Annotated in this window: 18 protein-coding genes and 2 riboswitches; of the genes, 11 read left to right on the forward strand and 7 right to left on the reverse strand. The window is 63.1% G+C overall.

Annotated elements, in window-relative coordinates; all coding sequences use genetic code 11:
- Positions 1-39: 39 nt before the first annotated feature.
- The gene (locus MF606_RS19135; protein ID WP_240230918.1) at positions 40-1,710 is read right to left on the reverse strand and encodes an ABC transporter substrate-binding protein; all 1,671 of its coding nucleotides are present in this window, start codon (positions 1,708-1,710) and stop codon (positions 40-42) included.
- 267 nt (positions 1,711-1,977) lie between these two features.
- On the opposite strand from MF606_RS19135, the gene MF606_RS19140 reads away from it, so the two are divergent.
- The gene (locus tag MF606_RS19140; protein ID WP_240230919.1) at positions 1,978-5,343 is read left to right on the forward strand and encodes a response regulator; all 3,366 of its coding nucleotides are present in this window, start codon (positions 1,978-1,980) and stop codon (positions 5,341-5,343) included.
- Positions 5,344-5,361: 18 nt separating this feature from the next.
- On the opposite strand, the gene MF606_RS19145 is transcribed toward MF606_RS19140, so the two are convergent.
- The 3 genes from MF606_RS19145 to MF606_RS19155 all read right to left on the reverse strand — a co-directional run bounded on the left by MF606_RS19145 (position 5,362) and on the right by MF606_RS19155 (position 10,392).
- Positions 5,362-6,453 carry a ribonucleotide-diphosphate reductase subunit beta gene (locus MF606_RS19145; RefSeq protein ID WP_275693102.1) on the reverse strand — a complete coding sequence of 364 codons (1,092 nt, stop codon included), beginning with the start codon at positions 6,451-6,453 and terminating at the stop codon, positions 5,362-5,364.
- Positions 6,454-6,610: 157 nt separating this feature from the next.
- Positions 6,611-9,499 (reverse strand): ribonucleoside-diphosphate reductase subunit alpha, encoded by a 2,889-nt coding sequence (locus MF606_RS19150; protein WP_240230920.1) that lies wholly within the window; start codon positions 9,497-9,499, stop codon positions 6,611-6,613.
- 108 nt (positions 9,500-9,607) lie between these two features.
- Positions 9,608-9,760: riboswitch (cobalamin riboswitch) on the reverse strand.
- Between the two features lie 77 nt (positions 9,761-9,837).
- Positions 9,838-10,392 (reverse strand): AAA family ATPase, encoded by a 555-nt coding sequence (locus MF606_RS19155; RefSeq protein ID WP_240230921.1) that lies wholly within the window; start codon positions 10,390-10,392, stop codon positions 9,838-9,840.
- A gap of 111 nt (positions 10,393-10,503) precedes the next feature.
- A riboswitch (cobalamin riboswitch) is annotated at positions 10,504-10,694 on the forward strand.
- Between the two features lie 187 nt (positions 10,695-10,881).
- Here MF606_RS19155 and metE point away from each other — a divergent pair.
- Entirely contained in the window at positions 10,882-13,131 is a 2,250-nt protein-coding gene (metE, locus tag MF606_RS19160) for a 5-methyltetrahydropteroyltriglutamate--homocysteine S-methyltransferase (protein ID WP_240230922.1), read from the forward strand.
- Here metE and MF606_RS19165 read toward each other — a convergent pair.
- Positions 13,128-13,997, reverse strand: a complete 870-nt coding sequence (locus tag MF606_RS19165; RefSeq protein ID WP_240230923.1) for a LysR substrate-binding domain-containing protein — start codon at positions 13,995-13,997, stop codon at positions 13,128-13,130. The genes metE and MF606_RS19165 overlap by 4 nt on opposite strands.
- Positions 13,998-14,161: 164 nt before the next feature.
- On the opposite strand from MF606_RS19165, the gene MF606_RS19170 reads away from it, so the two are divergent.
- The 9 genes from MF606_RS19170 (at position 14,162) to MF606_RS19210 (ending at position 22,723) form a co-directional block, all read left to right on the forward strand.
- Positions 14,162-15,142 (forward strand): nucleoside hydrolase, encoded by a 981-nt coding sequence (locus MF606_RS19170; protein ID WP_240230924.1) that lies wholly within the window; start codon positions 14,162-14,164, stop codon positions 15,140-15,142.
- A 24-nt stretch (positions 15,143-15,166) separates the two neighbouring features.
- Positions 15,167-16,483: an extracellular solute-binding protein gene (locus MF606_RS19175; RefSeq protein WP_240230925.1), complete on the forward strand. Its 1,317-nt coding sequence runs from the start codon at positions 15,167-15,169 to the stop codon at positions 16,481-16,483.
- Between the two features lie 52 nt (positions 16,484-16,535).
- Positions 16,536-17,405, forward strand: a complete 870-nt coding sequence (locus MF606_RS19180) for a carbohydrate ABC transporter permease (RefSeq protein WP_240230926.1) — start codon at positions 16,536-16,538, stop codon at positions 17,403-17,405.
- Complete coding sequence (locus MF606_RS19185) at positions 17,405-18,259, forward strand: carbohydrate ABC transporter permease (protein WP_240230927.1); 855 nt, start codon at positions 17,405-17,407, stop codon at positions 18,257-18,259. Before MF606_RS19180 ends, MF606_RS19185 begins: the two co-directional genes overlap by 1 nt.
- A gap of 14 nt (positions 18,260-18,273) precedes the next feature.
- Complete coding sequence (locus tag MF606_RS19190; protein ID WP_240230928.1) at positions 18,274-19,344, forward strand: ABC transporter ATP-binding protein; 1,071 nt, start codon at positions 18,274-18,276, stop codon at positions 19,342-19,344.
- On the forward strand, positions 19,341-20,330 hold the full coding sequence (add, locus tag MF606_RS19195; protein ID WP_240230929.1) for an adenosine deaminase: 990 nt from the start codon (positions 19,341-19,343) through the stop codon (positions 20,328-20,330). The genes MF606_RS19190 and add overlap by 4 nt, the downstream gene beginning before the upstream one ends.
- Before the next feature lie 142 nt (positions 20,331-20,472).
- On the forward strand, positions 20,473-21,246 hold the full coding sequence (locus tag MF606_RS19200) for a L,D-transpeptidase family protein (RefSeq protein ID WP_338084391.1): 774 nt from the start codon (positions 20,473-20,475) through the stop codon (positions 21,244-21,246).
- 57 nt (positions 21,247-21,303) lie between these two features.
- Positions 21,304-22,131 (forward strand): DUF72 domain-containing protein, encoded by an 828-nt coding sequence (locus MF606_RS19205; RefSeq protein ID WP_240230930.1) that lies wholly within the window; start codon positions 21,304-21,306, stop codon positions 22,129-22,131.
- A gap of 82 nt (positions 22,132-22,213) precedes the next feature.
- Positions 22,214-22,723 (forward strand): disulfide bond formation protein B, encoded by a 510-nt coding sequence (locus tag MF606_RS19210; RefSeq protein ID WP_240230931.1) that lies wholly within the window; start codon positions 22,214-22,216, stop codon positions 22,721-22,723.
- Between the two features lie 88 nt (positions 22,724-22,811).
- Here MF606_RS19210 and MF606_RS19215 read toward each other — a convergent pair whose 3' ends face one another.
- Positions 22,812-23,000 (reverse strand): type II toxin-antitoxin system RelE/ParE family toxin, encoded by a 189-nt coding sequence (locus tag MF606_RS19215; protein WP_338084462.1) that lies wholly within the window; start codon positions 22,998-23,000, stop codon positions 22,812-22,814.
- Between the two features lie 15 nt (positions 23,001-23,015).
- A complete protein-coding gene (locus MF606_RS19220; RefSeq protein WP_240230932.1) occupies positions 23,016-23,279 on the reverse strand; it encodes a type II toxin-antitoxin system ParD family antitoxin in 264 nt (87 codons plus the stop codon).
- Positions 23,280-23,318 lie beyond the last annotated feature (39 nt).

Below are 23,318 nucleotides of genomic sequence, written 5' to 3' on the forward strand. Positions count from 1 at the left end.
GGACAGATCGCCGCGCCACCTGTCAGTCAAGCAGCGGAATTACTGCTTGACCGGGGAGAGGGCGAGAAGGTGGAGCAGGCGTTCCGGTACGCCGGCATAGACCACCGGACGGGCGACCGGATTATCGGCATTGAAGAAGCCGGTGAAGCGGGTCGTGTTGTATTCGTACCAGAGCGGGTTGTTGAACACGTTGATCAACGGCATGTCGGCAGCGATCAGGGCCAGAACCTTGGTCATGGCTTCACGCTGGGCATCGGCATCGGTCGTGGCGTTGAACGCATCAAGCGCCGCGTCGAGTTCGGGATTGACGTAACGCGCAGCGGCGAAACGGTTCTGCCCGATATTGCGCGAATGCAGCGAACCATCGAGGAAGAAGTGCGGGCTGACGCCGGTGGCGGCGGCATTGAGCGCGGCTTCATACTTGCCGGTGATCAGCGCATCGGTCCAGGCCGGGCTCTCCGGCGTTGCCATCGAGGCATTGATGCCCACTTCGGCAAGACCCTCGACGGCCAGCTGCACCGTGTTCACCCAGTCGGTCCAACCATTGGGCACGATGATTTCGAGCGCAATCGGCTGGCCAGTCGGGGTTTCGAGGAAACCGTCACCGTCCTTGTCGGCATAGCCCGATTCAGCGAGCAGGGCCTTGGAGGCTTCGATGTCGAAACGGGCGAACTTGCCATATTCGGCTTCGGCTTCGGCATTGTTCCAGACGTCATAGGCCTTGCCGAGGCCCGAGGCATACTCATTGGCGGTCGGATAGCCGTAGCCGGCGATGTCGACCATGGCCTGGCGGTCCATTGCCATGGAGAAGGCGCGGCGGAAGTTGACGTCGTTGAAGGCTTCCTTAAGGCCCGGATCTTCGCTCTCCATGTTGAGCGAGACGAAGACCGGCGAGCCGGCCGGGAACCAGTAGCCGCGGTGATCGGGATCACCCGAAACATAGGTCTTTTCGATATCGGGCAGGAAGGAGCCGAACCAGTCGAGTTCGCCATTGGACGCCATGGTCAGAACCTGGTCGTTGTTCGACACCTGCGGCAAGCGCATGCAGTCGACTTCCAGCTCGGCATTGTCCCAGTAGTTGGGATTGCGGCACTGGATGTATTCCTGCGGCGAGAAGCGACGGATTTCGGTCAGTGGACCCGAACCAACCGGATTGGGATTGGTGAAAGTGACCGGATCGGCAACGTCGGCCCAGACATGCTCGGGAACCACATAGGTCTGCACGATCTGGTAGATAAGACCGGCATCGACCTGCTTGAACTTGAAGGTGACGGTCTTGTCGTCAGAGGCTTCGACGCTTTCAAGCTTGGGCCAGACGGCGCGCAGATCGAGAGCGGGGAATTCCTTGATCAGGTTGAAGGTGAAGGCCACGTCCTTGGCGGTCAACGGCTCGCCGTCAGACCACTTGGCGCCATCGCGCATGGTGAAGGTCAGCGAGAGCTGGTCTTCGGAATAGGAATATTCCGTTGCCAGACGGTAATTCGCTTCGCCGCCCTTGATGGCGTTGAACACCACCAGCGGCTCAAACATGAAATCCAGCACGGTCGGCAGAACCGTGGTCGCGTTCATGGGGTTATAGTTTTCGACCCAGGCAGTGAGCTGCTGCGGCACGGCCGTCAGCACGGACTCGCCTTCGTTCTGGGCAAATGCGACGCCGGGTAGCGCGAGCGCACCCGCGAGCATCATGGCGGTCAGTCTTTGAAGCTTCATTCTTGTTCCTCCCACAGAACTGATGGCGAGGCTTGATGCCTCTCCCGGTCGCACCGCCTAGTTTGGCTGGTTGCGAGTGGTATGTAATTGGCATTATAGTGGCCCACATTGTCAGCCAGCATTCTCGACAAAACCACCGGCAAAATCGGCAAATCCGCGGGCAAGAACAGCGGAACTGGTTCAAAATGGTCTTATCTGGGCGGGGGCAAGCTGAGCAGCGGAACGTGAGGTTATTCCTGCTGTCGGGAGCATGAGGGAGGTCTTGTCGTGGCGATTTCGGCTCTGGTTCCGTCCAGCTTTCGCGGGCGGCTGCTGCTGATCTTCCTCGCCATGACGACCATTCCTCTGGTGATCTCGGCCTATGCGTTCCTGACGATTTTATCGTCGAGCCTGCGCGACGAAAACATCGAGAAACTGACCTTCGTTCGGGACGCCAAGCAGGCAGAGCTGGTCCAATACCTCACCTTCGCCGTGCGGCAGGCGGAATCACTCACCAAGTCGAACGTCGTCCGCTATTCGATCGGCGATTTCTACGGCTTTTCCTACGCCTTCCGCATGATCGCAGCGACACCGGACCAGGCCCAGGCCACCCTGCAGAAGCTGTTTTCCGTCACTGAGCGCGACGCCGAACAGCAAATGCTGCCGACCGACGGCGGCGCCATGCTGCGCTCGGCCCTTGAATATGCCAACGCGCATAACCGCTTCCACGACGAATACGCCAACTTCGTGCGCACCTCCGAGTTCGACAATCTCTACCTGATCAACGCGGCACGGCGGATGGTCTACTCGGTCGAGAAGGACCGCTACCTGGGCGGCGACCTTGGAGCCGGGATGGCGACCACGCCGCTCGGCCAGCTGGTCGACGACATCCTGGCAGCCCCGGCCGACACCAAACTGATGGTGCGCGACTTCGCACTCGATCAGACCACGGGGACCTTCGCTGCTTACGTGGCGGTGCGCATCGAGTTCCATCAGCGCGTCCGTGGCGTGGCCGTATTCCGCCTGCCTGCCGCGACCGTTGACCGGCTGGTTCAAGCGCAGGGCCGGGAGCGTGTGTCGGGCAAGCTCTTCCTGGTCAGCAGCACCAACCATTTCGTCTCGGTTCCACCCGATTACCGCTGGCCGATTGGCAGCCAGGCAGTCGGCCGGCCGATCGAGACCACGGCCAGTGGCGCCGACGTCATCGAGGGTGGCTTTGACGGTCGCCCGGCCCTGTCGGCCTGGACGACACTGAGTTTCGGCGATCGAACCTGGCGCTTGTCATCGGAAGTCCCGACGCGCGAGGCCTTCGCCGACGCCGACACGCTGACGCGGTTCATCCTCGGCCTTGCCGCCTTGAGCCTGCCGATCGTTTTCTGGCTCTCCCTGGTCCTGTCGCGCACCTTCGCCGCCTCGCTCGGCAATTTGACCGACGCCGCCGAGTCCATCGCCGCCGGCGATCTGGAGCGCGACATGCCAGACATCCGCAAACCCAACGAACTGGCGCGCCTCGCCACCAGCTTCCGCCGGATGCGCGCTGCGGTGCGCGAACAGCTGACACTGATCAGCCAGAAAAACGCCGAGCTCGAGCGACAGGTGCGCGTGATCGAGGAAAAGAACGCGGCGCTTGAGGAGGCGGATCGCCAGAAGGACACCTTCGTCGCCAATACCAGCCACGAATTGCGCACGCCGCTCAACGGTATTATCGGCATTTCGACCACGCTGTCGGCGGGCGCGGTCGGCGAACTGGCGCCGGCGCAGCGCGCCCAGATGGAGCTGATCACCTTCTCGGCCCGCCGCCTGTCGCGCCTGGTCGACGACCTGCTCGATCTCTACCGCATCCGGCAGGGCCGGATGCGTCTTGATATTCACCCCGTGCATGTGGCGACCTCGATCCGCAACGTTTTGCAGGTGTCGCAATCCATGCTGCGCGGCCAGCCGGTTGAGATCGTGGTCGATATTCCCGAGGCCCTGCCCTATGTGCAGGCCGATCCCGTGCGGTTCGAGCAGATCCTCTACAATCTCGTCGGCAATGCCATGAAATATACCCGTGGCGGCATAGTCAGCATCGACGCCAGGGCCACAGGCGACACGGTCGAGGTCTCGGTGCACGATACCGGCATCGGCATTGCTACAGATAGCCTCGAACGCATTTTCCAGCCGCTGGAGCGCGCTGCCGATGCCGAAGCCGGCGGGTTCGGCCTGGGCCTGACCATTGCGCGCCAGCTCGCACATGCCATGCATGGCACCCTGCGCGCCAGCAGCACCCTGGGCAAGGGTTCGGTATTCACCTTCGCCTTGCCGGTGGCCGAGACGGTGTCCGAGGAAACCACGCTGGCGCTGACCGATATCGTGGTGCCTTACCGGCAGGCCCTCAACGGCGCCAGTGTGTTGCAGGACAGCGCCGAGACCGCCATGGACGACACACCACTGGTGCTGGTGGTCGACGATGAGCCGATCAACATCCAGGTCCTGCGCAACGTGTTGCTGCCACAGGGCTACGCGGTCTGCTCGGCCAAGAGCGGCACCGATGCGCTGGAATCGGTGGAACGCCGCCGGCCCGACCTCATCATCCTCGATGTGATGATGCCGGGCATGGGCGGTCTCGAAGTGGCGCGCCGACTGCGCGACCGTTTCTCGCTGCTCGATCTGCCCATCATCATGGTCACCGCCCGCAGCCGCACCCGCGACGTCATCGCCGGCTTCGAGAACGGCGCCAATGACTATGTGATCAAGCCCTTCGTGAAGGACGAATTGCTGGCGCGCGTCGCCACCCTGCTCGCCGCCGCGAAGGCCCAGGCCCAGGCGCTTGAGAATGCCGACCTGAAGCAGGAAATCGACCGCCGCGTGCAGGTGGAAGATGCCCTGCGCCTGTCGCAACAGCGTATGGCCGGGCTGCTCGATACGGTACAGGCCGGCATCATCTGCGTCACCGATTCCGGCCGCATCACCTATGCCAACAAGGCCGCGTCCAAGCTGGCCAATATGCGCCTCCTGCCCGGATCGACCCTGGTGACCGACATCCTGACGCCGGACCTGGTGGAAACCGTGCGCCGCGGCGTTGCCGACGAAGGTCAGGCCACCCTGGTCGAGATACCATTCGGCCGGCCCGGGCGCTCGGTGCTGGTCAGTGCCTTCGATATCGAGCCAGATGCCGGGGGCGGCCTGGCACTGATCCTGACCTCGGACTCGGCGCGCTCGCGGCTGGAGGCGCCGGACATGACCCAGTCGCTGCGCAGCATTATCGACACAGTCGGCCCGGAACTGGTTCAGGCCAGCGAGACCGCTTCGGCAAACGCCATGAGGCATGATTTCAGCCGCGACCACTACCGCCAGACGGTGGTCAGGGTGATGACGGAAAGCCTGCGTCTCTGGCGGGACGCCACCGGCAAGTCCAAATTCGACCTGGCCGAAGAGAGCGGCATCTGGCGCGTCAGCCTCGACCGCTCCTCGCTGCAGGCCCGCACGCTGGACAAATACCTGCTGCTCGAAACCCTGCCGGAGCAGCCGCGTTGGCGCGACGTGATCCGCACCGGCGAATATGTGCTCGATGCCCTGGAAAAGCAGGCGCCGTCCGATCAGCTGGAGGAGCTGCAGTCGCAGCTGCGCACGCTGCGCCATCAGGTCAGGTTGATGGCCGAGAGCACCGGCTGAACCGGACGCCCCGCCCTATTAGTCCCAGCTCAACGCGCCGCCATTCTGGTATTCGATGACGCGGGTCTCGAAGAAGTTCTTCTCCTTCTTGAGGTCCATTGCCTCGCTCATCCAGGGAAACGGGTTCTCGGTCTCACCGAACACTGGCGCTAGGCCAAGCTGGGCGCAGCGGCGGTTGGCAATGAAGTGCATATACTGCTCGCAGAGCGCGGCATTGAGCCCGAGGAAGCCGCGCGGCATGGTATCGCGGCCATAGGCGGCCTCGAGTTCAGCCGCCTTCTGGATCATGCCACGCACTTCCTCCTGGAACTCCTTGGTCCAGACATGCGGGTTTTCGGCCTTGATCTGGTTGATCACGTCGATGCCGAAATTGAGATGAATGCTCTCGTCGCGCAGGATGTACTGATACTGCTCGGCAATCCCGACCATCTTGTTGCGCCGCCCAAGCGACAGGATCTGCGCGAAGCCGGTATAGAACCACATGCCCTCGAAAATCACATAGAAGGCGATGAGGTCGCGCACGAAGGCGCGGTCGGTTTCCGGCGTCCCGGTAGTGAAATCGGGATCGTCCAGATGCTGAGTGAAGTTCAGTGCCCAGGCCGCCTTGTCGGTAATCGACGGCACTTCGCGATACATGTTGAAGAGCTCACCCTCATCAAGGCCGAGGCTTTCCACGATGTACTGGAACGTGTGCGTATGCACCGCCTCTTCGAAAGCCTGGCGCAGCAGGTATTGCCGGCATTCCGGGTTGGTCAGGTGGCGATAGATGGCCAGCACGATATTGTTGGCCACAAGGCTCTCCGACGCGGCAAAGAACCCCAGATTGCGCTTGAGCGTGTGACGCTCATCATCGGTCAAGCCGTCCTTGGACTTCCACAGGGCGATATCGGCCTGCATCGAGACTTCGGTGGGCATCCAATGGTTGTTGCAGCCGTTGAGGTACTTCTCCCACGCCCATTTGTATTTGAGCGGCAGGAGCTGGTTCACGTCGGCACGGCAATTGATCATTGCCTTGTCGTCAACCGAGACGCGGCCGCCCGTGAGGTCGATGCGGGTTTCGGAGGCGATAGGGGCAGGCTTGGGGGTGTCGGAGGTCCAGTCTAGGGACATTTCAGGATTTCCTTGATGGGTTTGAAAGACCCCCTCATCCGCCCCTTCGGGGCACCTTCTCCCACGAGGGGAGAAGGATCCAACCGAGAACTTCGGGCTCTTTCCCTTCTCCCCTCGTGGGAGAAGGTGGCCGAAGGCCGGATGAGGGGGTGCTGAACTACTGGCAGGCCTCGCAATCGGGGTCGTCGATCAGGCACGCAGGCCCATCGATGACAGGCATGACCAGCGCCGTTCGCACCGGCCCCGCCTCGACCACGGGCGCACTCACCGCCACCGCGTTAAGCTTGCCGTCCGTGCCCTTGAGCGTCGATTTCTCAACGTGGGTCGCCGAGCGCGAGCGCAGGTAATAGGTGGTCTTGAGCCCTGCCTTCCAGGCCGAACGATAGAGCCCGTCCAGCGCCTTACCCGATGGATTGGCTAGGTAGAGGTTCAGCGACTGCGCCTGGTCGATCCATTTCTGCCGGCGCGACGCCGCCGCGATCAGCCAGGCCGCATCCATTTCGAACGCCGTGGCATAGATCGCCTTGAGATCATCAGGCACCCGATCGATCTGGCCCACCGAACCGTCGAAATACTTGAGGTCCGAGATCATCACCGCATCCCAGAGCCCGCGCGCCTTGAGGTCGCGGACGAGCTGGGCATTCACCACGGTGAAATCGCCGCTCATGTTCGATTTCACATAGAGGTTCTGGTAGCCCGGCTCGATCGACTGGCTGACGCCGCAAATGTTGGAAATCGTCGCCGTCGGCGCGATCGCCATGGTGTTGGAATTGCGCATGCCGACGGTTTTGACGCGGCTCCGCAAGGTCTCCCAATCGAGCCGCTGCGTGCGGTCGATATTGATCTCGCTGCGCGTCTTGGCCAGCAGGTCCTGGCTGTCGATCGGCAGCACACCCTGGCTCCATAGCGACCCCTGGAAGGACGCATAGGCACCGCGCTCTTCGGCCAGATCGGTCGAGGCCCCGATGGCGAAATAGCTGATGGCCTCCATCGACGTGTCGGCAAATTCCACCGCACGATCCGACGCATAGGCGATACCCTGCGCCTGCAGCGCATCGGCGAACCCCATCAGCCCCAGGCCGACCGGACGATGCCGCAAGTTGGACTTCCGCGCCTCGGGAATAGTGTAGAAATTGATGTCCACCACATTGTCGAGCATGCGCATGGCCACATCGACCGTGCGCTTGAGCCGGACCAGATCGAGCCCGTTCTCCCCGACATGGGCGAGCAGGTTGATCGAGCCGAGATTGCACACCGCCACTTCGTCCTTGGAGGTGTTGAGCGTGATCTCGGTGCAAAGATTGGACGAATGCACCACGCCGACATGGCCCTGGGGCGAGCGGATATTGCAGGGGTCCTTGAAGGTGATCCAGGGGTGCCCGGTCTCGAAGATCATGGTCAGCATCTTGCGCCACAGATCGAGCGCCTTGACCTTGCGATGCACCCTAAGTCCGCCTGCGGCCGCCTTGGCCTCATAAGCCTCATACGCCGTCTTGAAAGCCGGGCCGTAAAGATCGTGCAGATCCGGCACCTCGTCCGGCGAGAACAGCGTCCAGTCGGCGCCCGCTTCGACGCGCTCCATGAACAGGTCTGGCACCCAATTGGCCGTATTCATATCATGCGTGCGGCGGCGGTCATCGCCAGTATTCTTGCGCAGGTCGAGGAATTCCTCGATGTCGACATGCCAGGTTTCGAGATAGGCGCAGACCGCACCCTTGCGCTTGCCGCCCTGGTTGACGGCGATGGCGGTGTCGTTGGCGACCTTGAGGAAGGGCACCACGCCCTGGCTCTCGCCATTGGTACCCTTGATATGGGCGCCAAGACCGCGCACCGGCGTCCAGTCATTGCCGAGACCACCCGAATACTTGGCCAGCAGCGCATTGTCCTTCACCGCCTTGAAGATGCCGTCGAGATCGTCAGCGACCGTGGTCAGGAAGCAAGAGCTGAGCTGCGGCCGCAGCGTGCCCGAATTGAACAGCGTTGGCGTCGAGGCCATGAAGTCGAAGCTCGAAAGCAGGTCGTAGAACTGGATCGCCCGGGCTTCGCGATCGATTTCGCGCACGGCCAGCCCCATGGCGACGCGCATGAAGAAGGCCTGCGGCAGCTCGAACACATTGCGCTCGACATGCAGGAAATAGCGGTCATAGAGCGTCTGCAGGCCCAGATACTGGAACTGGGTATCGCGCTCCGGCTTGATGGCGGCGGCGATGCGCTTGACGTCGAAGCGGCTCAGCTCCGGATCGATCAGCTCGTGCGCGATGCCAACGGCAAGATAGTCCGGAAAATACTCGGCATAACGCGTCGCCATGTCCGCCTGCGTCGCTTGTTCCGGCCGGCCGGCGACAAAGCTCAGGGCCTCGCGACGCAGCTTGTCGAGCAGCAGCCGGGCCGAGACGAAGGCATAATTGGGCTCGGTTTCGACCAAAGTGCGGGTCGCCAAAATCGGCGCCAGCGCCAGCTCGTCGAGCGAGATACCGTCATAAAGGTTGCGCCGCGTCTCTTCGAGAATGGCGTCGGGCGCCGTGCCCTCGAGACCGGCACAGGCTTCGGCGACAACCGTGGCGAGGCGCGCCTCGTCCAGCGGCGCACGCGTACCATCGGCCAGGGTCATGGTCAGGACAGGCGAAGCGACCTCGACCGGCTTGGCGGCAGCGCGGGCCTTCGCATGCTCCTCGCGATAGAGCACATAGGCCCGGGCGACCTTCTGGTGTTCGCCGCGCATCAGCGCCAGCTCGACCTGGTCCTGCACATCCTCGATGTGAAAGACACGGCCATCCTTCGCCCGCCGGCTCAGCGCCGCGAACACGTCCGCGGTCAGCTCCTCGACGATTTCATGCACCCGCCGCGAGGCGGCCGCCTTGTTGCCTTCCACCGCCAGGAACGCCTTGGTCAGCGCCACGGCGATCTTGGAGCGATCGAACGGCACCGTGCCGCCATTGCGCTTGATGATGGAATAGCCAGGCTCGGCAGTCGGCGCGCGATCGGCGGCAACCAACGCCGACGGCAAGATGGTATCGGACTGAAGATGAGCTTCGACTTGCGACATTGGACCCCCAAAGACCCCGTAGGTGGACGGCGGGATCGGGGCGCGCGCAACGGCATGACCGATCGGCCAAGCTCGTGCTTGCGACCAACCGGGACACCCCGCCCGTGGACGTTCTAACCTGTCGTGGCAGGTATCTGGCTTGGCCGCCGAGGCGGTCTCTCACAGTTGCGGGGGCAGCGCCGGACCAGAACTTGGTTCGCACCGGCTTCCCTATTATCACCCGTCCTTGCGAACCGGGCGACCACGACACACCATATGTAGTGTGCTCGTTCGAGATTCCCGTCAATCCCTTGTGAAGGATTTTTGACCAGCGTGAATGCGGCTGTGGACAGCGGGGATTACGCCTCGCCCGTCGCGGCTCCGAGACTCAGCAGGCGCTGCTCCCGTGTGCCCGTTACTTCGAGGAGGCGCGGGCCATCTTCCAGCAAACCCAGATCGTCATCGCGCAGCATGGTCTTGAGCCTCGCATCCACCCGCGCCCGCAATTTCGGGAACTCGATTGCGACCGCGATTTCATCCGGCCGCGACACCGGGAGGAAGACGAGCACGTCGAGCGTCGACAGCGCCTTCTCGATTCGGCCCAGCAGCTTGCCGCTCGGGGTCCACTCAAATCCCTCTTGGGCGCTGACCACGTCGAGATAGGCGATGAAGTCGAGCGGGCACCGGTCGAAAATGACGTCATCCTGCCCGGCAGAGGCCATGATCAGGGAGCAGCTTTGCCCGAGCTGCTCTTCGAGGTCAGCCAAAGTCGGTCCGTCGGCAAACGGCACGCCTTGCTGAGCCAGCAGCCAATAAGGCTCGGGCACGCTTTCGTAATGCGGACGGGCCGCGACCCAGTCGTCGACCAGCGTCGTCTTGCCGGTTCCATGAGTACCCGTGATCGCGATCCGCATTGTCCAACCGCCCCTTCGTCTCTGCCCCTACATTGCCACCGCGCCATTTCGCAAGCGGCAGAGATATAAAGAAATCTTTATGTCTTGATTGACGGACGATCCCGCCCGATGCATGCTGATGCTGCCCATGGTCCCCGCAAGGGGATAACAGGGAATCCGGTGCGGGCCTCAAACCCAAGTCCGGAGCTGCCCCCGCAACTGTAGGCGGTGACGGATGCTCATCGAGCCACTGGCGAAAGCTGGGAAGGCGAGCATCCGCGATAACCGCAAGCCAGGAGACCTACCTTGGGATTGAGCACTCACATGACGCCGGTCGGGTGGACTGGTCGAGGACATGCCATGACGAACTTCTCGCTGCCCACCGTACCCTTGCCCGGGACCCGAATGCGTCGCTCCTGACGCTGCCCTAGCTCATCCCCATTGTCGACGCCCGGACCGTGGCCGCCTCAAGCGCAGCCGGCGGGCGCGCATTCATGCATCGGTACCATCATGACCAAATCGGCCAATCTCGGCTTCCCGCGCATCGGCGCCCATCGCGAACTGAAGAAATCCCTCGAAGCCTACTGGAAGGGCGACAGCGACGCCGCTGCCCTGCATGCCGCCGCCCGTGAGCTTCGCGCCCGCCACTGGCAACTCCAGCAGGCTGCCGGCATCGACATCATTCCGTCGAACGACTTTTCGCTCTACGACCACATGCTCGACACGATCGCAGCGCTGGGCGCTATTCCGCCGCGCTTTGCCGGCATCAGCGATCCGGACCAGCTCTATTTCGCCATGGCGCGCGGCAGTGCGGCCGCCCCGGCCATGGAGATGACCAAGTGGTTCGACACCAATTACCACTACATCGTCCCCGAATTTTACGCCGGCCAGCACTTCGCCCTGTCGACCAGCAAGGCGCTGGATCACTACCGCGAGGCCAAGGCACTGGGCATCGAAACCCGTCCGGTCCTGGTCGGGCCGGTGACCTGGCTGAGCCTCGGCAAGGCCAAGGACGATGGGCTCGATCCGCTCTCGCTGCTCGACGCCGTGCTGCCGGTCTATGCCGAGCTGCTGGCCGCCCTCAAGGCCGAGGGCGCAGAATGGGTGCAGATCGACGAACCCATCCTGGCGCTCGATCTCTGCGACGTCCAGCGCGCTGCCCTGCGCCGTGCCTATGAAGTGCTGCAGCCGGTCGCACCACGCATCATGCTCGCCACCTATTTCGGCGCCTTGCTCGATAACACCGATCTCGCCGCCAGCCTTCCCGTCGCCGGCCTCCACATCGATCTGGTGCGGGCACCCGAGCAACTGGCCACGGTGCTCAAGGCGCTACCCACCAGCAAAGTGCTGTCGGTTGGCGTCATCGACGGCCGCAACATCTGGCGGGCCGACCTCGATGCCCGCTTCGCGCTGGTGAACCAGGCGTGGGATAGTGTCGGTCCGGACCGGCTGGAAATCGCCCCCTCCTGTTCACTGCTCCACTCCCCGGTCGATCTCGATGGCGAAACCGACCTCGACGACGAACTACGCTCCTGGCTCGCCTTCGCGCGCCAGAAGCTCGCCGAAGTCGCAGCGCTCTCGACCGCAATGCAGCGTGGCCGCGGCGCGGCCAAGGCCGCCTTCGACGCCAGTGCAGCAGCCGCCGCCTCGCATCGCCAGTCGGCGCGCATCCACCGGCCCGAGGTCGCACATCGCGCCGCCCAGCCGACCGATCTAAGCCGAAAGAGTGTCTTCGCAGAGCGGCGCGTCGCGCAGCGTGATCGCTTCAAGCTGCCGGCATTCCCCACCACCACGATCGGCTCGTTTCCGCAGACCAGCGAAGTGCGCGAGCAGCGTTCAGCCTTCAAAAAGGGCCGGATTGACGTCGCCGCCTACGACGCCTTCCTCGAAGCCGAAACCGAACGCGCCGTGCGCATCCAGGAACGCCTCGGCCTCGACGTGCTCGTACACGGCGAGTTCGAGCGCAACGACATGGTGGAATATTTCGGCGAACAGCTCGATGGCTTCGCCTTCACCAAGAACGGCTGGGTCCAGTCCTATGGCAGCCGCTGCGTCAAGCCGCCGGTGATCTATGGCGATGTCTCGCGTCCCGCCCCGATGACGGTGCGGTGGTCTGCCTATGCCGCCGCGCTTACCGACCGCCCGGTGAAGGGCATACTCACCGGCCCGGTGACCATCCTGCAATGGAGCTTTGTGCGCGTCGACCAGCCACGCTCGCAAACCTGCCGCCAGATCGCGCTGGCCATAAGGGACGAAGTCATCGATCTCGAAGCCGCCGGCATCGGCATCATCCAGATCGACGAACCGGCCCTGCGCGAGGGCCTGCCTCTGCGCCAGCGCGATTGGGACGTCTATCTGCGCTGGGCCGTCGACTGCTTCCGCGCCTCGGCCTCGGGCGTCGCCGACGACACCCAGATCCACACCCACATGTGCTATGCCGAGTTCAACGACATCATGCCATCAATTGCCGAAATGGATGCCGACGTGATCTCGATCGAGACCTCGCGCTCGGACATGGAACTGCTCGAAGCCTTCCGCGACTTCCGCTACCCCAACGAGATCGGCCCCGGCGTCTGGGACATCCACTCCCCGCGCGTGCCCGGCCAAGCGGACATGGAGGCCCTGATGCGCAAGGCCGCCCATGGCATTCCCGCCGATCAGCTCTGGGTCAACCCCGACTGTGGCCTCAAAACCCGCGGCTGGCCCGAAGTTGAAGCGTCGCTCGCCAACCTCGTCGCCACGGCCAGGGCCCTGCGTTAGACGCCCGGCGACATCTGCTGCTGGAACCAGCGGCGGATGAGGCTCATGGTCCGCGGCGAGCGATCGTCGCGCCAGGCGAGGAACCAGCTGCCGGCGCGCGTCACCATGCCGAGCGGCGCCACGAGGCGCCCGTGCTGCAGCGCGTCGGTGATCGCTGGGCCGGGACCTATGGCGACGCCAAGTCCCGCCTCGGCGGCCTGCACGCTGAAGGACAGTGCGTCGTACCAGATGGTTTCGCGCGGCGGCAGCGCGATACCCGCCTCACGCGCCCAGTTGGTCCACATGTCGGGCGGCCAGCGGATATCGAGCCGCGGCAGGCTCCACAGCAGGTCCATCGTCACCTCGCGCCCGCGCAACAGCATCGGGCTGACCACGGGACCGAAGGTTTCCGGCGCCACCGCCGCCACCGTCATACCGGGAATATCGCGCAGCGGACCGACCCCGATATAGACGTCGATCGAGCGATCGGCCGGGTTGATCTCCCGCGTCCAGGTCGTGAGTCGCACCGAAATGCCGCCCAAAGCGGCCTCGAGGCTTTGCAGTCGCGGCACCAGCCAGCGCAGCATGAACGTATCGGGCGCCGTGATCATCAGCGTGGTCTGGCTCGACGTATGCAGATGCTCGGCGCCTCGGTTGATCGAGGCAAAAGCCTCGGTGACCGTCGCCGCGAACGCTGCCGCCCCCGGCGTCAACCGCATCGAGCGGTTGCCGCGCTGAAACAGGTCGATGCCAAGCTCGTCTTCCAGGTTCTTGATGTGGCGGCTGATGGCCCCGCTGGACACATGCAGCTCATCGGCCGCCTTGCGCACACTGCCCAGCCGCGCCGCCACTTCGAACGCCCTGATCGCATTGAGCAGATGCAGCATCCAATACCTCAGGAAAAGTCAACTGAACTCTGGAAAATTTGCTATTTAGAACCGTCACATTCCCCTAGCTTAGCCTAAGTTTTCTCGCGCATCCAGCCGGGTTTCGGCGGGATTTGACGCGTGGAGGCACTGTCTAGTTTTTATCATCAATTAGGAAATATCACGTGACCAGCACTCCCCACCGCATCATTATCGATTGCGATCCTGGCCATGATGATATGGCGGCCATTCTGCTGGCGGCGTCCCATCCGGCAATCCAGCTCGAGGCCATCACCACCGTCTGCGGCAATGCCTCGCTCGATAACACCACCAACAATGCCTTGCGCATCGTCGATGCCTTTGCCCTCGACGTCCCGGTCTATCGCGGCACCGTCCAGCCGCTGCTGCACCGCTACGATTTCCCCGCCGAATTCCACGGCCCCAGTGGCCTCGACAGTTCCGGCGCCGACCTGCCCCAGACCAGCCGCAAGCCGGGCAACAAGCACGCCGTGCAGGCGATCATCGATCTCGTCGACGCCAATCCGGGCCAAATCACCCTCGTCGTCATCGGCCCGATGACCAATCTCGCTCTGGTCTTCGCGCTGCGGCCCGATCTCGCCGGCAAGATCAAACAGCTTGTCTTCATGGGCGGCTCGACCGGCGAGGGCAACGTCACCCCCGCCGCCGAATTCAACATCTGGGCCGACGCCGAGGCCGCCCGCATGGTCTTCCGCTCCGGCGTGAAGCTGGTGATGTTCGGGCTCAACGCCACCCACCAGACGCTGCTGCGTCGGCAGGATATCGCTGCCGTGCGCGCCGCTCATCCCGGCACCAATGCCGTCGCCGACATCATGGATTTCTACTGCCAGACCTATTACCGCTTCGCCGGCGCCGATAAGCCGGGCGCCCCGATGCACGACCCCTGCGCTATTGCCTATCTGATCGATCCGAGCCTGTTCACCATCGAGCAACTGCCGGGCGAGGTCATCGTCGCCGATACCGAAACCTACGGCCAGACCCTGATCGACCTGCGCCCGCAGGACCCCGCGCACGATACGCGCAACAAGAATGTCGGCGTCGCCATCAAGGCCGATGCCGAGGGCTTCGCCCGACTGGTCACCCAGGGCCTGATCTGGGGCGCCGGCCGGATTTCCACTCAATCCTGAATGTCCAACCCAAAGGGTGCTCACATGAAGACTACAAAGATTGCCATCATCGCCGGCCTTGTGGCCAGCATGCTCGCCGGCACCGCGCTGGCCCAGGACAAGACGCTCAACATGATCGTCATCGAAGGCGGCGACACCACCGCGATGCAGGCCGTGGCCGATGCCTATACGGCGGCCAATCCGGGCGTGACCATCAACCTCCAGCCCTATCCCTTCGCCCAGTTCTTCCAGGTCGCCGAGCTGCGCCTGCGCTCCGCCGATGCCGGGATCGACCTTGTCTATGTCGATGCGCCCCTGCTCGCCAGCTACGCCTCGCGCGGCTTCCTCTCGCCGATCGATGCGTCCATCGACACCTCGACGCTGGTGCCGAGCGCGCTCGATGCCGGAAAGTATGACGGCACCCAGTTTGCCCTGCCGATCAACAACTCGGCGCAAGTGCTCTACTACAATAAGGCCCTGTTCGAAGCCGCCGGCATCACCCCGCCCGATGGCCTCACCGCTGGCGCCACCGCCACCCAGGCCGAGGTCGATGACCTCGCCGCCACCAAGCGCTGGACCTGGGAACAGGTCGCCGACGCCGCCCAGAAGCTGACCGTCAAGGATGGCGGCCGCACCACCACCTATGGCTTCACCGTCGAGCAGTTCGGCGAACTCTACCAACTCCAGCCGTTCGGCGAGTCGCTGGGCACCGATGTCGTCGCCCCGGATGGCTATACCGCCTCTGGTTACCTCGATAGCGAAGCCTGGACCAAAGCTGCCACCTATTGGTCCGACCTCTACAATGCCTGGGGCGTCAGCCCCAAGAGTCTAGGCTATGGCGAGGCAGCGCAGCTCTTCGGCAATGGCCAGCTCGCCATGCTGGCCGGCGGCACCTGGAACCTGCCCGGCCTGATCGCCAGCGGCGTCGATTTCGGCGTCGCCCCCTACCCCTATTTCGAAGGTGGCAAGGTGCTGACCCCGACCGGATCCTGGTATGTCGGCGTCAACGCCGCCTCGGCCAACCAGGCCGAAGCCTTCGACTTCGCCAGCTTTCTGACCACCTCGGCCGAAGGCACCAAGGTCTGGTTCGACTCGCTGCAGCAATTGCCGACCTATCAGCCCCTGCTCGAAGAAATCAGCACCGCCGCCAGCTACGACGCCTTCCCCAACGACGTGTTCCGCCTCGGCGTCTATGACTCGCTGAACACTGCCAAGGCCCGTCCCGTCACCGCTGCCTATGGGCAGTTGCAGGATGCGTTCCGCACCGCCTTCGTCGATATCGCCAACGGCGTCGCCGTCAGCGATGCTCTGGCCAGTGCCGTACAGAAATTCGAGGCCGCCGCAGCCCGCGTCGCGCCCTGATCGCCATCGTCGCGTCCCCGCTCGCCGGGGACGCGCTCCCTAGGAAAACGACATGACCCGCTCTCGATCACCTGCCCTGTTGATTGCGATACTGCTGGCGCCAGCGCTGGTCGGTCTTGTCGTTTTCCGCCTCTATCCGATCGAGCTGGCTATCAGCGACAGCTTCCACAACGTGCTGCGCGGCCAGCAATTGTTTGTTGGTCTCGACAACTACCTCGCCCTGCTGACCGATTCCGCCTTCTGGAACTCGCTACAGGTCACGCTCTGGTTCAACCTTCTGATCAACCCCATCCAGATCGCCCTCGCTCTGGGCCTGGCGCTGCTCTACGTCCAGCAGTTCAAGGGCGTCACCTTCTATCGCGTGCTGTTCCTCATCCCCATCGGCGTATCGCTGCCCACCGCCGTCATCATCTGGCGCATCATGCTGAGCCAAGATGGGCTGGTGAACGGCGTCATCGGCATGGCCGGCGTTCCTGCCCAGCCCTGGCTGACCGCCGAATCCCTGGCGCTCTATTCGATCATCGCCATCGCCACCTGGAAGGGCATCTCCTATTGGATGATCTTCATCATCGGCGGCCTGCAAAACATCTCGCCCGAAATCTACGACGCCGCCCGCATCGATGGCGTCAAACCGTGGCAGCGCTTGGTCTTCATCACCATCCCCTTGCTGCGCCCAACGCTGCTCTTCGTGCTGGTGGCCGATGTGTCGATCAATTTCCTGCTCTTCGCCCCCATCTTCATGCTGACCCAGGGCGGTCCCGCCGATTCCACCAATGTGCTGATGTATGAGGCCTATAAGTCAGGCTTCGTCTTCGGCGATATGGGCCGGGCCATGGCCATCGTCGTCGTGGTGGTCGCCATCCTGCTGGTCATTGTCGGCTTGCAGTTCAAGCTGCTCTCCGGCCCCAAGGAGGCACGCTGATGACTGACACCGCCCGCAAGCTGCGCAATGGCGTCGGCCTCGGCGCCCGCCATCTGGTCTATGCCGCCATCGCCTTCGTTTTCGTGCTGCCACTATGGTGGGCCATCGTCTCCTCGCTGCGCCCCAACGGCGAAGTCTTCGCCGATATCTTTCCCTTTACTGCCAAGGCGCTGCTGCCGACGCCGTTCACGCTCGAAGCCTATGCGGGTGTCTTCGAACGCGGCTTCGGCATGATCATCGCCAACACCATGCTGGTGGCTTTGGTCACCATGGTCGCCGGGCTGGTCGTCAATGGCGCCGCCGGCTTTGCCTTCGCCATGTTCGACTTCAAGGGCAAGCGCATCATCCTGTCGCTGATCATCATCAGCTTCATGCTACCCTTCGAGGCCATCGCGCTGCCGCTCTATACCGTCACCCAGCAATTGGGCTGGCTCGACAATATTGCGGCCCTGATCGTGCCCAGCGTCGCCAATGGGCTGGCGGTGTTCCTGTTCTATCAATTCTTCAGCCAGGTCCCGAAGGACTATGCGGAAGCGGCCCGCCTCGATGGCGTGAGCTGGATCAATATTCTGCTGCGCATCTATGTGCCGCTGTCCATGCCCACCTGCATCAGCGCCGCTTTGCTGCTGTTCATCTTCCAGTGGGAAGCATTCCTGTGGCCGCTGCTGGCCATGCCCAGCCAGCAATTCAAGGTGATCCAGGTCGGCATGGCGGCGTTCCAGCAGCAATACCAGACCATCTGGAACCAGCTTTTCGCCGTGTCGGTCATCACCGCACTCATTCCCATCGCCCTGCTGCTGCCTTTGCAGCGCTACTATGTCCAGGGGCTCGCTGGCGCGGGCATCAAGGGCTAATTCGGAGCTATCCCATGGCCGGTCTCGTTCTCTCGGGCGTCAGGAAATCCTTCGGTCAGACCGACATTATCCACGGGGTCGATCTCGACATCGCCGATGGCGAGTTCGTGGTGTTTGTCGGCCCCTCGGGCTGCGGCAAGTCCACCCTGCTGCGCATGATCGCGGGTCTCGAAAACACCACGTCAGGCGCCATTGCCATCGGCGACCGCGACGTCACCGAACTCGATCCGTCGGAACGGCGCGTCGCCATGGTGTTCCAGTCCTATGCGCTCTATCCGCACATGAATGTCGCCGACAATATCGGCTTCGGCCTGCGCATGAATGGCGTGCCGCGAGCGGAAGTCGACCGCAAGGTGGCCGAAGCCGCCAGCGCCTTGCACCTGACCGAATTGCTGACGCGCAAACCCAAGCAGCTTTCTGGCGGCCAGCGCCAGCGCGTCGCCATCGGCCGCGCCATCGTGCGCAATCCCGAAGTCTTCCTGTTCGACGAACCGCTATCCAATCTCGACGCCGAATTACGCGTGCAGATGCGCCTCGAAATCGCGCGTCTCCATACCCTGCTCGGCGCCACGATGATCTATGTGACCCACGATCAGGTCGAGGCGATGACGCTGGCGGACAAAATCGTCGTGCTGCGCGCCGGACGGGTCGAGCAGGTCGGCACCCCGCTCAGCCTCTACGACGATCCCGATAACCTGTTCGTTGCCGGCTTCATCGGCTCGCCGCGCATGAATTTCCTCCGCGCCCGGGTCGATGCTGGCGGACAGATCGTCCTGCCCGATCACGGTGCCGTCACCGTCCCCATGACCATCGCCGCACCGCCACCCGCCGGAGCCGAACTGCTGATCGGCGTGCGCCCCGAGCATTTCACTCCCTCAGGAAATGTGCCACTGGCCGTGGACGTCGAGCTGATCGAGCATCTGGGCGGATCATCCTTCGCTTATGCCAAATCCGGCACCGAGCATCCGCTAACCATCGAATTGCGCGATAACCGCCACGTCGCCGTCAACAGCCGTCTCGAGACCGGTTTCGCCTCTGAACGAGCCTTCCTCTTCGACAGCGCCACCGGGTTGCGCATCCGATGACCGTGCTGACCTCGGAAGAATTGCGCTCAATGCCCAAGGTTGAGCTGCATCTCCACCTCGACTGTTCGATGAGCTTTCAATCGGTGCAGGCTCTGGTGCCCGACATGACGCCGGAGCGCTATCGCGCCGAGTTCCTGGCCCCGGTCAAATGTCGGAACCTGGTGGACTATTTCCGCTACCTGGCCGCGCCGCTCGCCCTGCTGCAAACCACCGCCGCCCTGCGCATCGCCACTATCGACCTGTTGCGGCAACTGGCCGACGATACCGTCGTCTATGCCGAGATCCGCTTTGCCCCCCACCTGCACCGGCAGGCCGGCCTCACCACCGAGGCTGTGGTCGAAACTGTGCTCGCGGCCCTTACCGAAGGCAAGGCGATCTATCCGGTCGAGGCCCGTCTGATCCTCTGCACGCTGCGACCCGACGACACGGCCCAGGGCATGGAATTGCTCTACCTTGCCGCGCGCTATGCCGAGCACGGCGTCGGCGGCTTTGACCTGGCTGGCGACGAAGCCGGCTATAGCCTCACCGAACATATCCCGGTCTTCCGCGCCGCCGCCGAGCGCGGCGTCAATGTCACCGCCCATGCCGGCGAAGCTGTCGGCGCTGGCAGCGTATGCGAAGTCATCGAAGAGTTGGGCGTGCGCCGGGTCGGTCACGGCGTCCGCGCCATCGAGGACGAAGCCGTTCTCGATCTCATCGCCGGCAATGGCGTGCATCTTGAGGTCTGCCCGTCCTGCAATATCCAGATCGACGTCTTTGAACGCTACGAGGATCACCCTGTAGACAGGCTCGCCCGCCGCGGCCTTTCCGTCGGCATCAATACCGACGCCCGGGGCCCAACCGATCTGACGCTGACCCAGGAGTACCAGCGCCTGCATGATGTATTCGGCTGGCGGCGTGCCGACTTCCGCAAGGCCAATGCCAGCGCCCTGGCAGCAGCCTTCATCGACGACAACACAAGATTGCGACTGGCCGCCCGATTCTGACAAATTGAGCCATTTTGTTAAGAAACAGCGCCGAAACTAGGAGCCAAGCGCTGCGGTCTAAAACCCGCGGCGCGGTCATTTTTGGAGCGAACGGCAGCCATTCGGGGGTATGGCGGGGCCGTCCTAACATACGGTAGTCACCATGCGGCTCGTGCGGGCACTGACCATCATTCTCGTTGCCTTGGCGCTGGCGGCCTGCAGCCAGTTCGATAACCGGCACATGGTCGCGTTGAGCAAACCGGTCCTCACCAGGCTGGCCGAAATCGGCTCCAGCCCGCAAGAGGCCATGCTCATCCGCATCTACAAGCAGTCATCCGAGCTGGAAGTCTGGAAGCGGACGCGCACCGGCGCCTTCGTCCTGTTCAAGACCTATGCCATCTGCACCTGGTCGGGCGATCTCGGGCCAAAATTCCGCGAGGGCGACATGCAATCGCCCGAGGGATTCTATACCGTCACCCCTGCCCAGATGAATCCCAAGTCGTCCTACTGGCTCTCGTTCAATACCGGCTTTCCCAACAAGTTCGACCAGGCCTGGGGCCGCACCGGCACCAATCTGATGGTGCATGGCGATTGCAAATCGGTCGGCTGCTACGCCGTCACCGACGAGCAGATCAAGGAAATCTATGCCCTGGCGCGCGAGAGCTTCAGCGGCGGCAACCGCTCGTTCCAGCTCCAGCTTTTTCCCTTCCGCATGACTGACGCCAACCTCGCCAGCAATGCCGCGAGCCCGCATGCGGCCTTCTGGGCCAACCTCAAGCAAGGCGCCGATATCTTCGAGGCAACCCGCCAGCCGCCGGCCTGGGATGTCTGCGAGAAGCGCTATGTCTTCAACCGCAACGACCCTCTGGCCCAGCCGCTCGATCCGCTCGGCGCCTGCCCAGTGGCGCCCCTCAGCACCATGACCGCGCTGCAATAGAACCGTTGCACCGGCGCGCCGCATAGGCAAAACTCCGGGCGCGCTGGAGGGTATAAGATGAGCGGACAGGTCAGAACCGGAACGGCAGGCTGGGTCTTCGAACCTTGGCGCGGCACCTTCTTTCCCGAGGGGCTCGTGCAAAAGAAAGAGCTCGCCTATGCCAGCTCGCGCCTTGGCAGCATCGAGATCAACGCCACCTTCCGCGCCAACCAGAAGCCGGAAAGCTTCGCCAAATGGGCCGGTGAGGCCCGTACCGGCTTCGTCTTCTCGATCAAGGGCCCGCAACTGGTCACCCACATCAAGCGGCTCAAGAATTGCGAGCAGGAGCTGGCCAATTTCTTCGCTTCGGGACCATTAGCCCTGGGCCCCAAGCTCGGCCCCTTCATCTGGCAACTGCCGCCCAATATCAGCCATAATAGGGAGGTGCTGGAGACCTTCCTCGCCCTGCTACCCCATACCGCCGATCAGTATGTGGCGCTCGCCAGCAAGGCCGACGAGCGGCTGAAGTCGGCTCCATTCCTCACCACCGACGGGGTCGGCCCCATCCGTCACGCCATCGAACTGCGAAATGCCAGCTTCGACGCTCCAGAGGTCAACGCTCTCCTGGCTGAGCACAACGTGGCGCGCGTCATTGCCGACACCGCGGAGAACCCCTCGCGCGACCTCACCGCCGACTTCGCCTATTGCCGCCTGCAGGGCCCAGCACGCGGCGACGCGCAGGGCTACAAAGACGCCGATATCGCCGACTGGGCCAGGACGACAGGCGCCTGGGCCGCCGCAGGCAAGGATGTCTTCGCCTATTTCGTCCACGAGGATAAGCTGCACGCCCCGGCCAATGCCATTGCCCTGCGTCAAGCGCTTGGCATCACCCTGCCGGGCGATTGATCACAAGCCCGTTTCCCGCTGGAAGTCGCCGCGTCAGCGGTTTATCCAGCCCTCCTCACAGCGTCACCCAAGAGTTTCCAGCATGGCCGCATCGATCCTCCAACCGCTCGACAAGAAGTCGGCCGGCCTCGCCTTCGTCCTCGGCCTCGCCACCATCCTGGGCGCACTGGGCTCGCAATTCATCGGCGGCATGCAACCCTGTGAACTCTGCCTCGAACAGCGCATGTCCTACTATTATGGCCTGCCGATCCTGCTGGCCGTGCTCATCACCTGGAACCGCCTGCCGCTAGCGGTCTGGTACGTCGCCATGGCTATCGTGACCGCCATTTTCGTCTGGGGCACCTATATGGGCGCCTTCCATGCCGGCGTCGAATGGGGTTTCTGGCCCGGGCCCACCGCCTGCACCGGCGTCGGCGAATCCATGGATTTCAACGCGCTGAACAACATGACCCCGGTCATCGGCTGCGACGTCGTCCAGTTCCGCTTCCTCGGCATCTCGCTGGCCGGGTACAACGCCCTGATCTCGCTCGTCATCGTCGTGCTGCTCATCATCTCCATCGCCGCACAAATGGGTCGGCGTAACCGGGTCTAGCTATCCACGAGCGCCGAACCAAGATCTACCGCCGCTGAGAGGATGCGGCAGATCTGAATTTGCTCGGCGTGGACTGCATAGATGATCGCTAGCGACCATGGACCCGGCGCCGAAACGCCCGATGCTCGAAGCGGGGAAGCAATGCGAAGCGCATCGGGCCGGATGCTAGCTCGCTGCAGGCCTGATACAACTCATCGATAAATGTGAGCGCTCGATCCGGATTATCGAGGGCTATGTATCGGCCAATATGAAGCAGGTCGGTCTCAGCCAGGGGCAGAGAGTCGAACCTGCATCATGATGCCTTCTGCGTGGCACCCGCGGCAATTTGCTTTCTGACGCGTTGAAACGCCTGATCGATGGTGGATGACCTCCCAGCTTCGAAGTCATCAACGCCCGCCTGTATCTTCGCCTCAAGCTCCCGCAAATGCGCCTCGCGCTCCTGCACCAGCCTCACGCCTTCGCGCAAAACCTCGCTCTTGGAATTGTAGCGCCCGTTCTCGACAAGATCGCTGACGACCTTTTCGAGATTCTCACCCAGTTCCGCACTGATGGCCACCCTAGCCTCCTTGTCCGACGCCCACCAATAATAGCGACC

Source organism: Devosia lacusdianchii (assembly GCF_022429625.1).
Taxonomy (GTDB): Bacteria; Pseudomonadota; Alphaproteobacteria; order Rhizobiales; family Devosiaceae; genus Devosia; species Devosia lacusdianchii.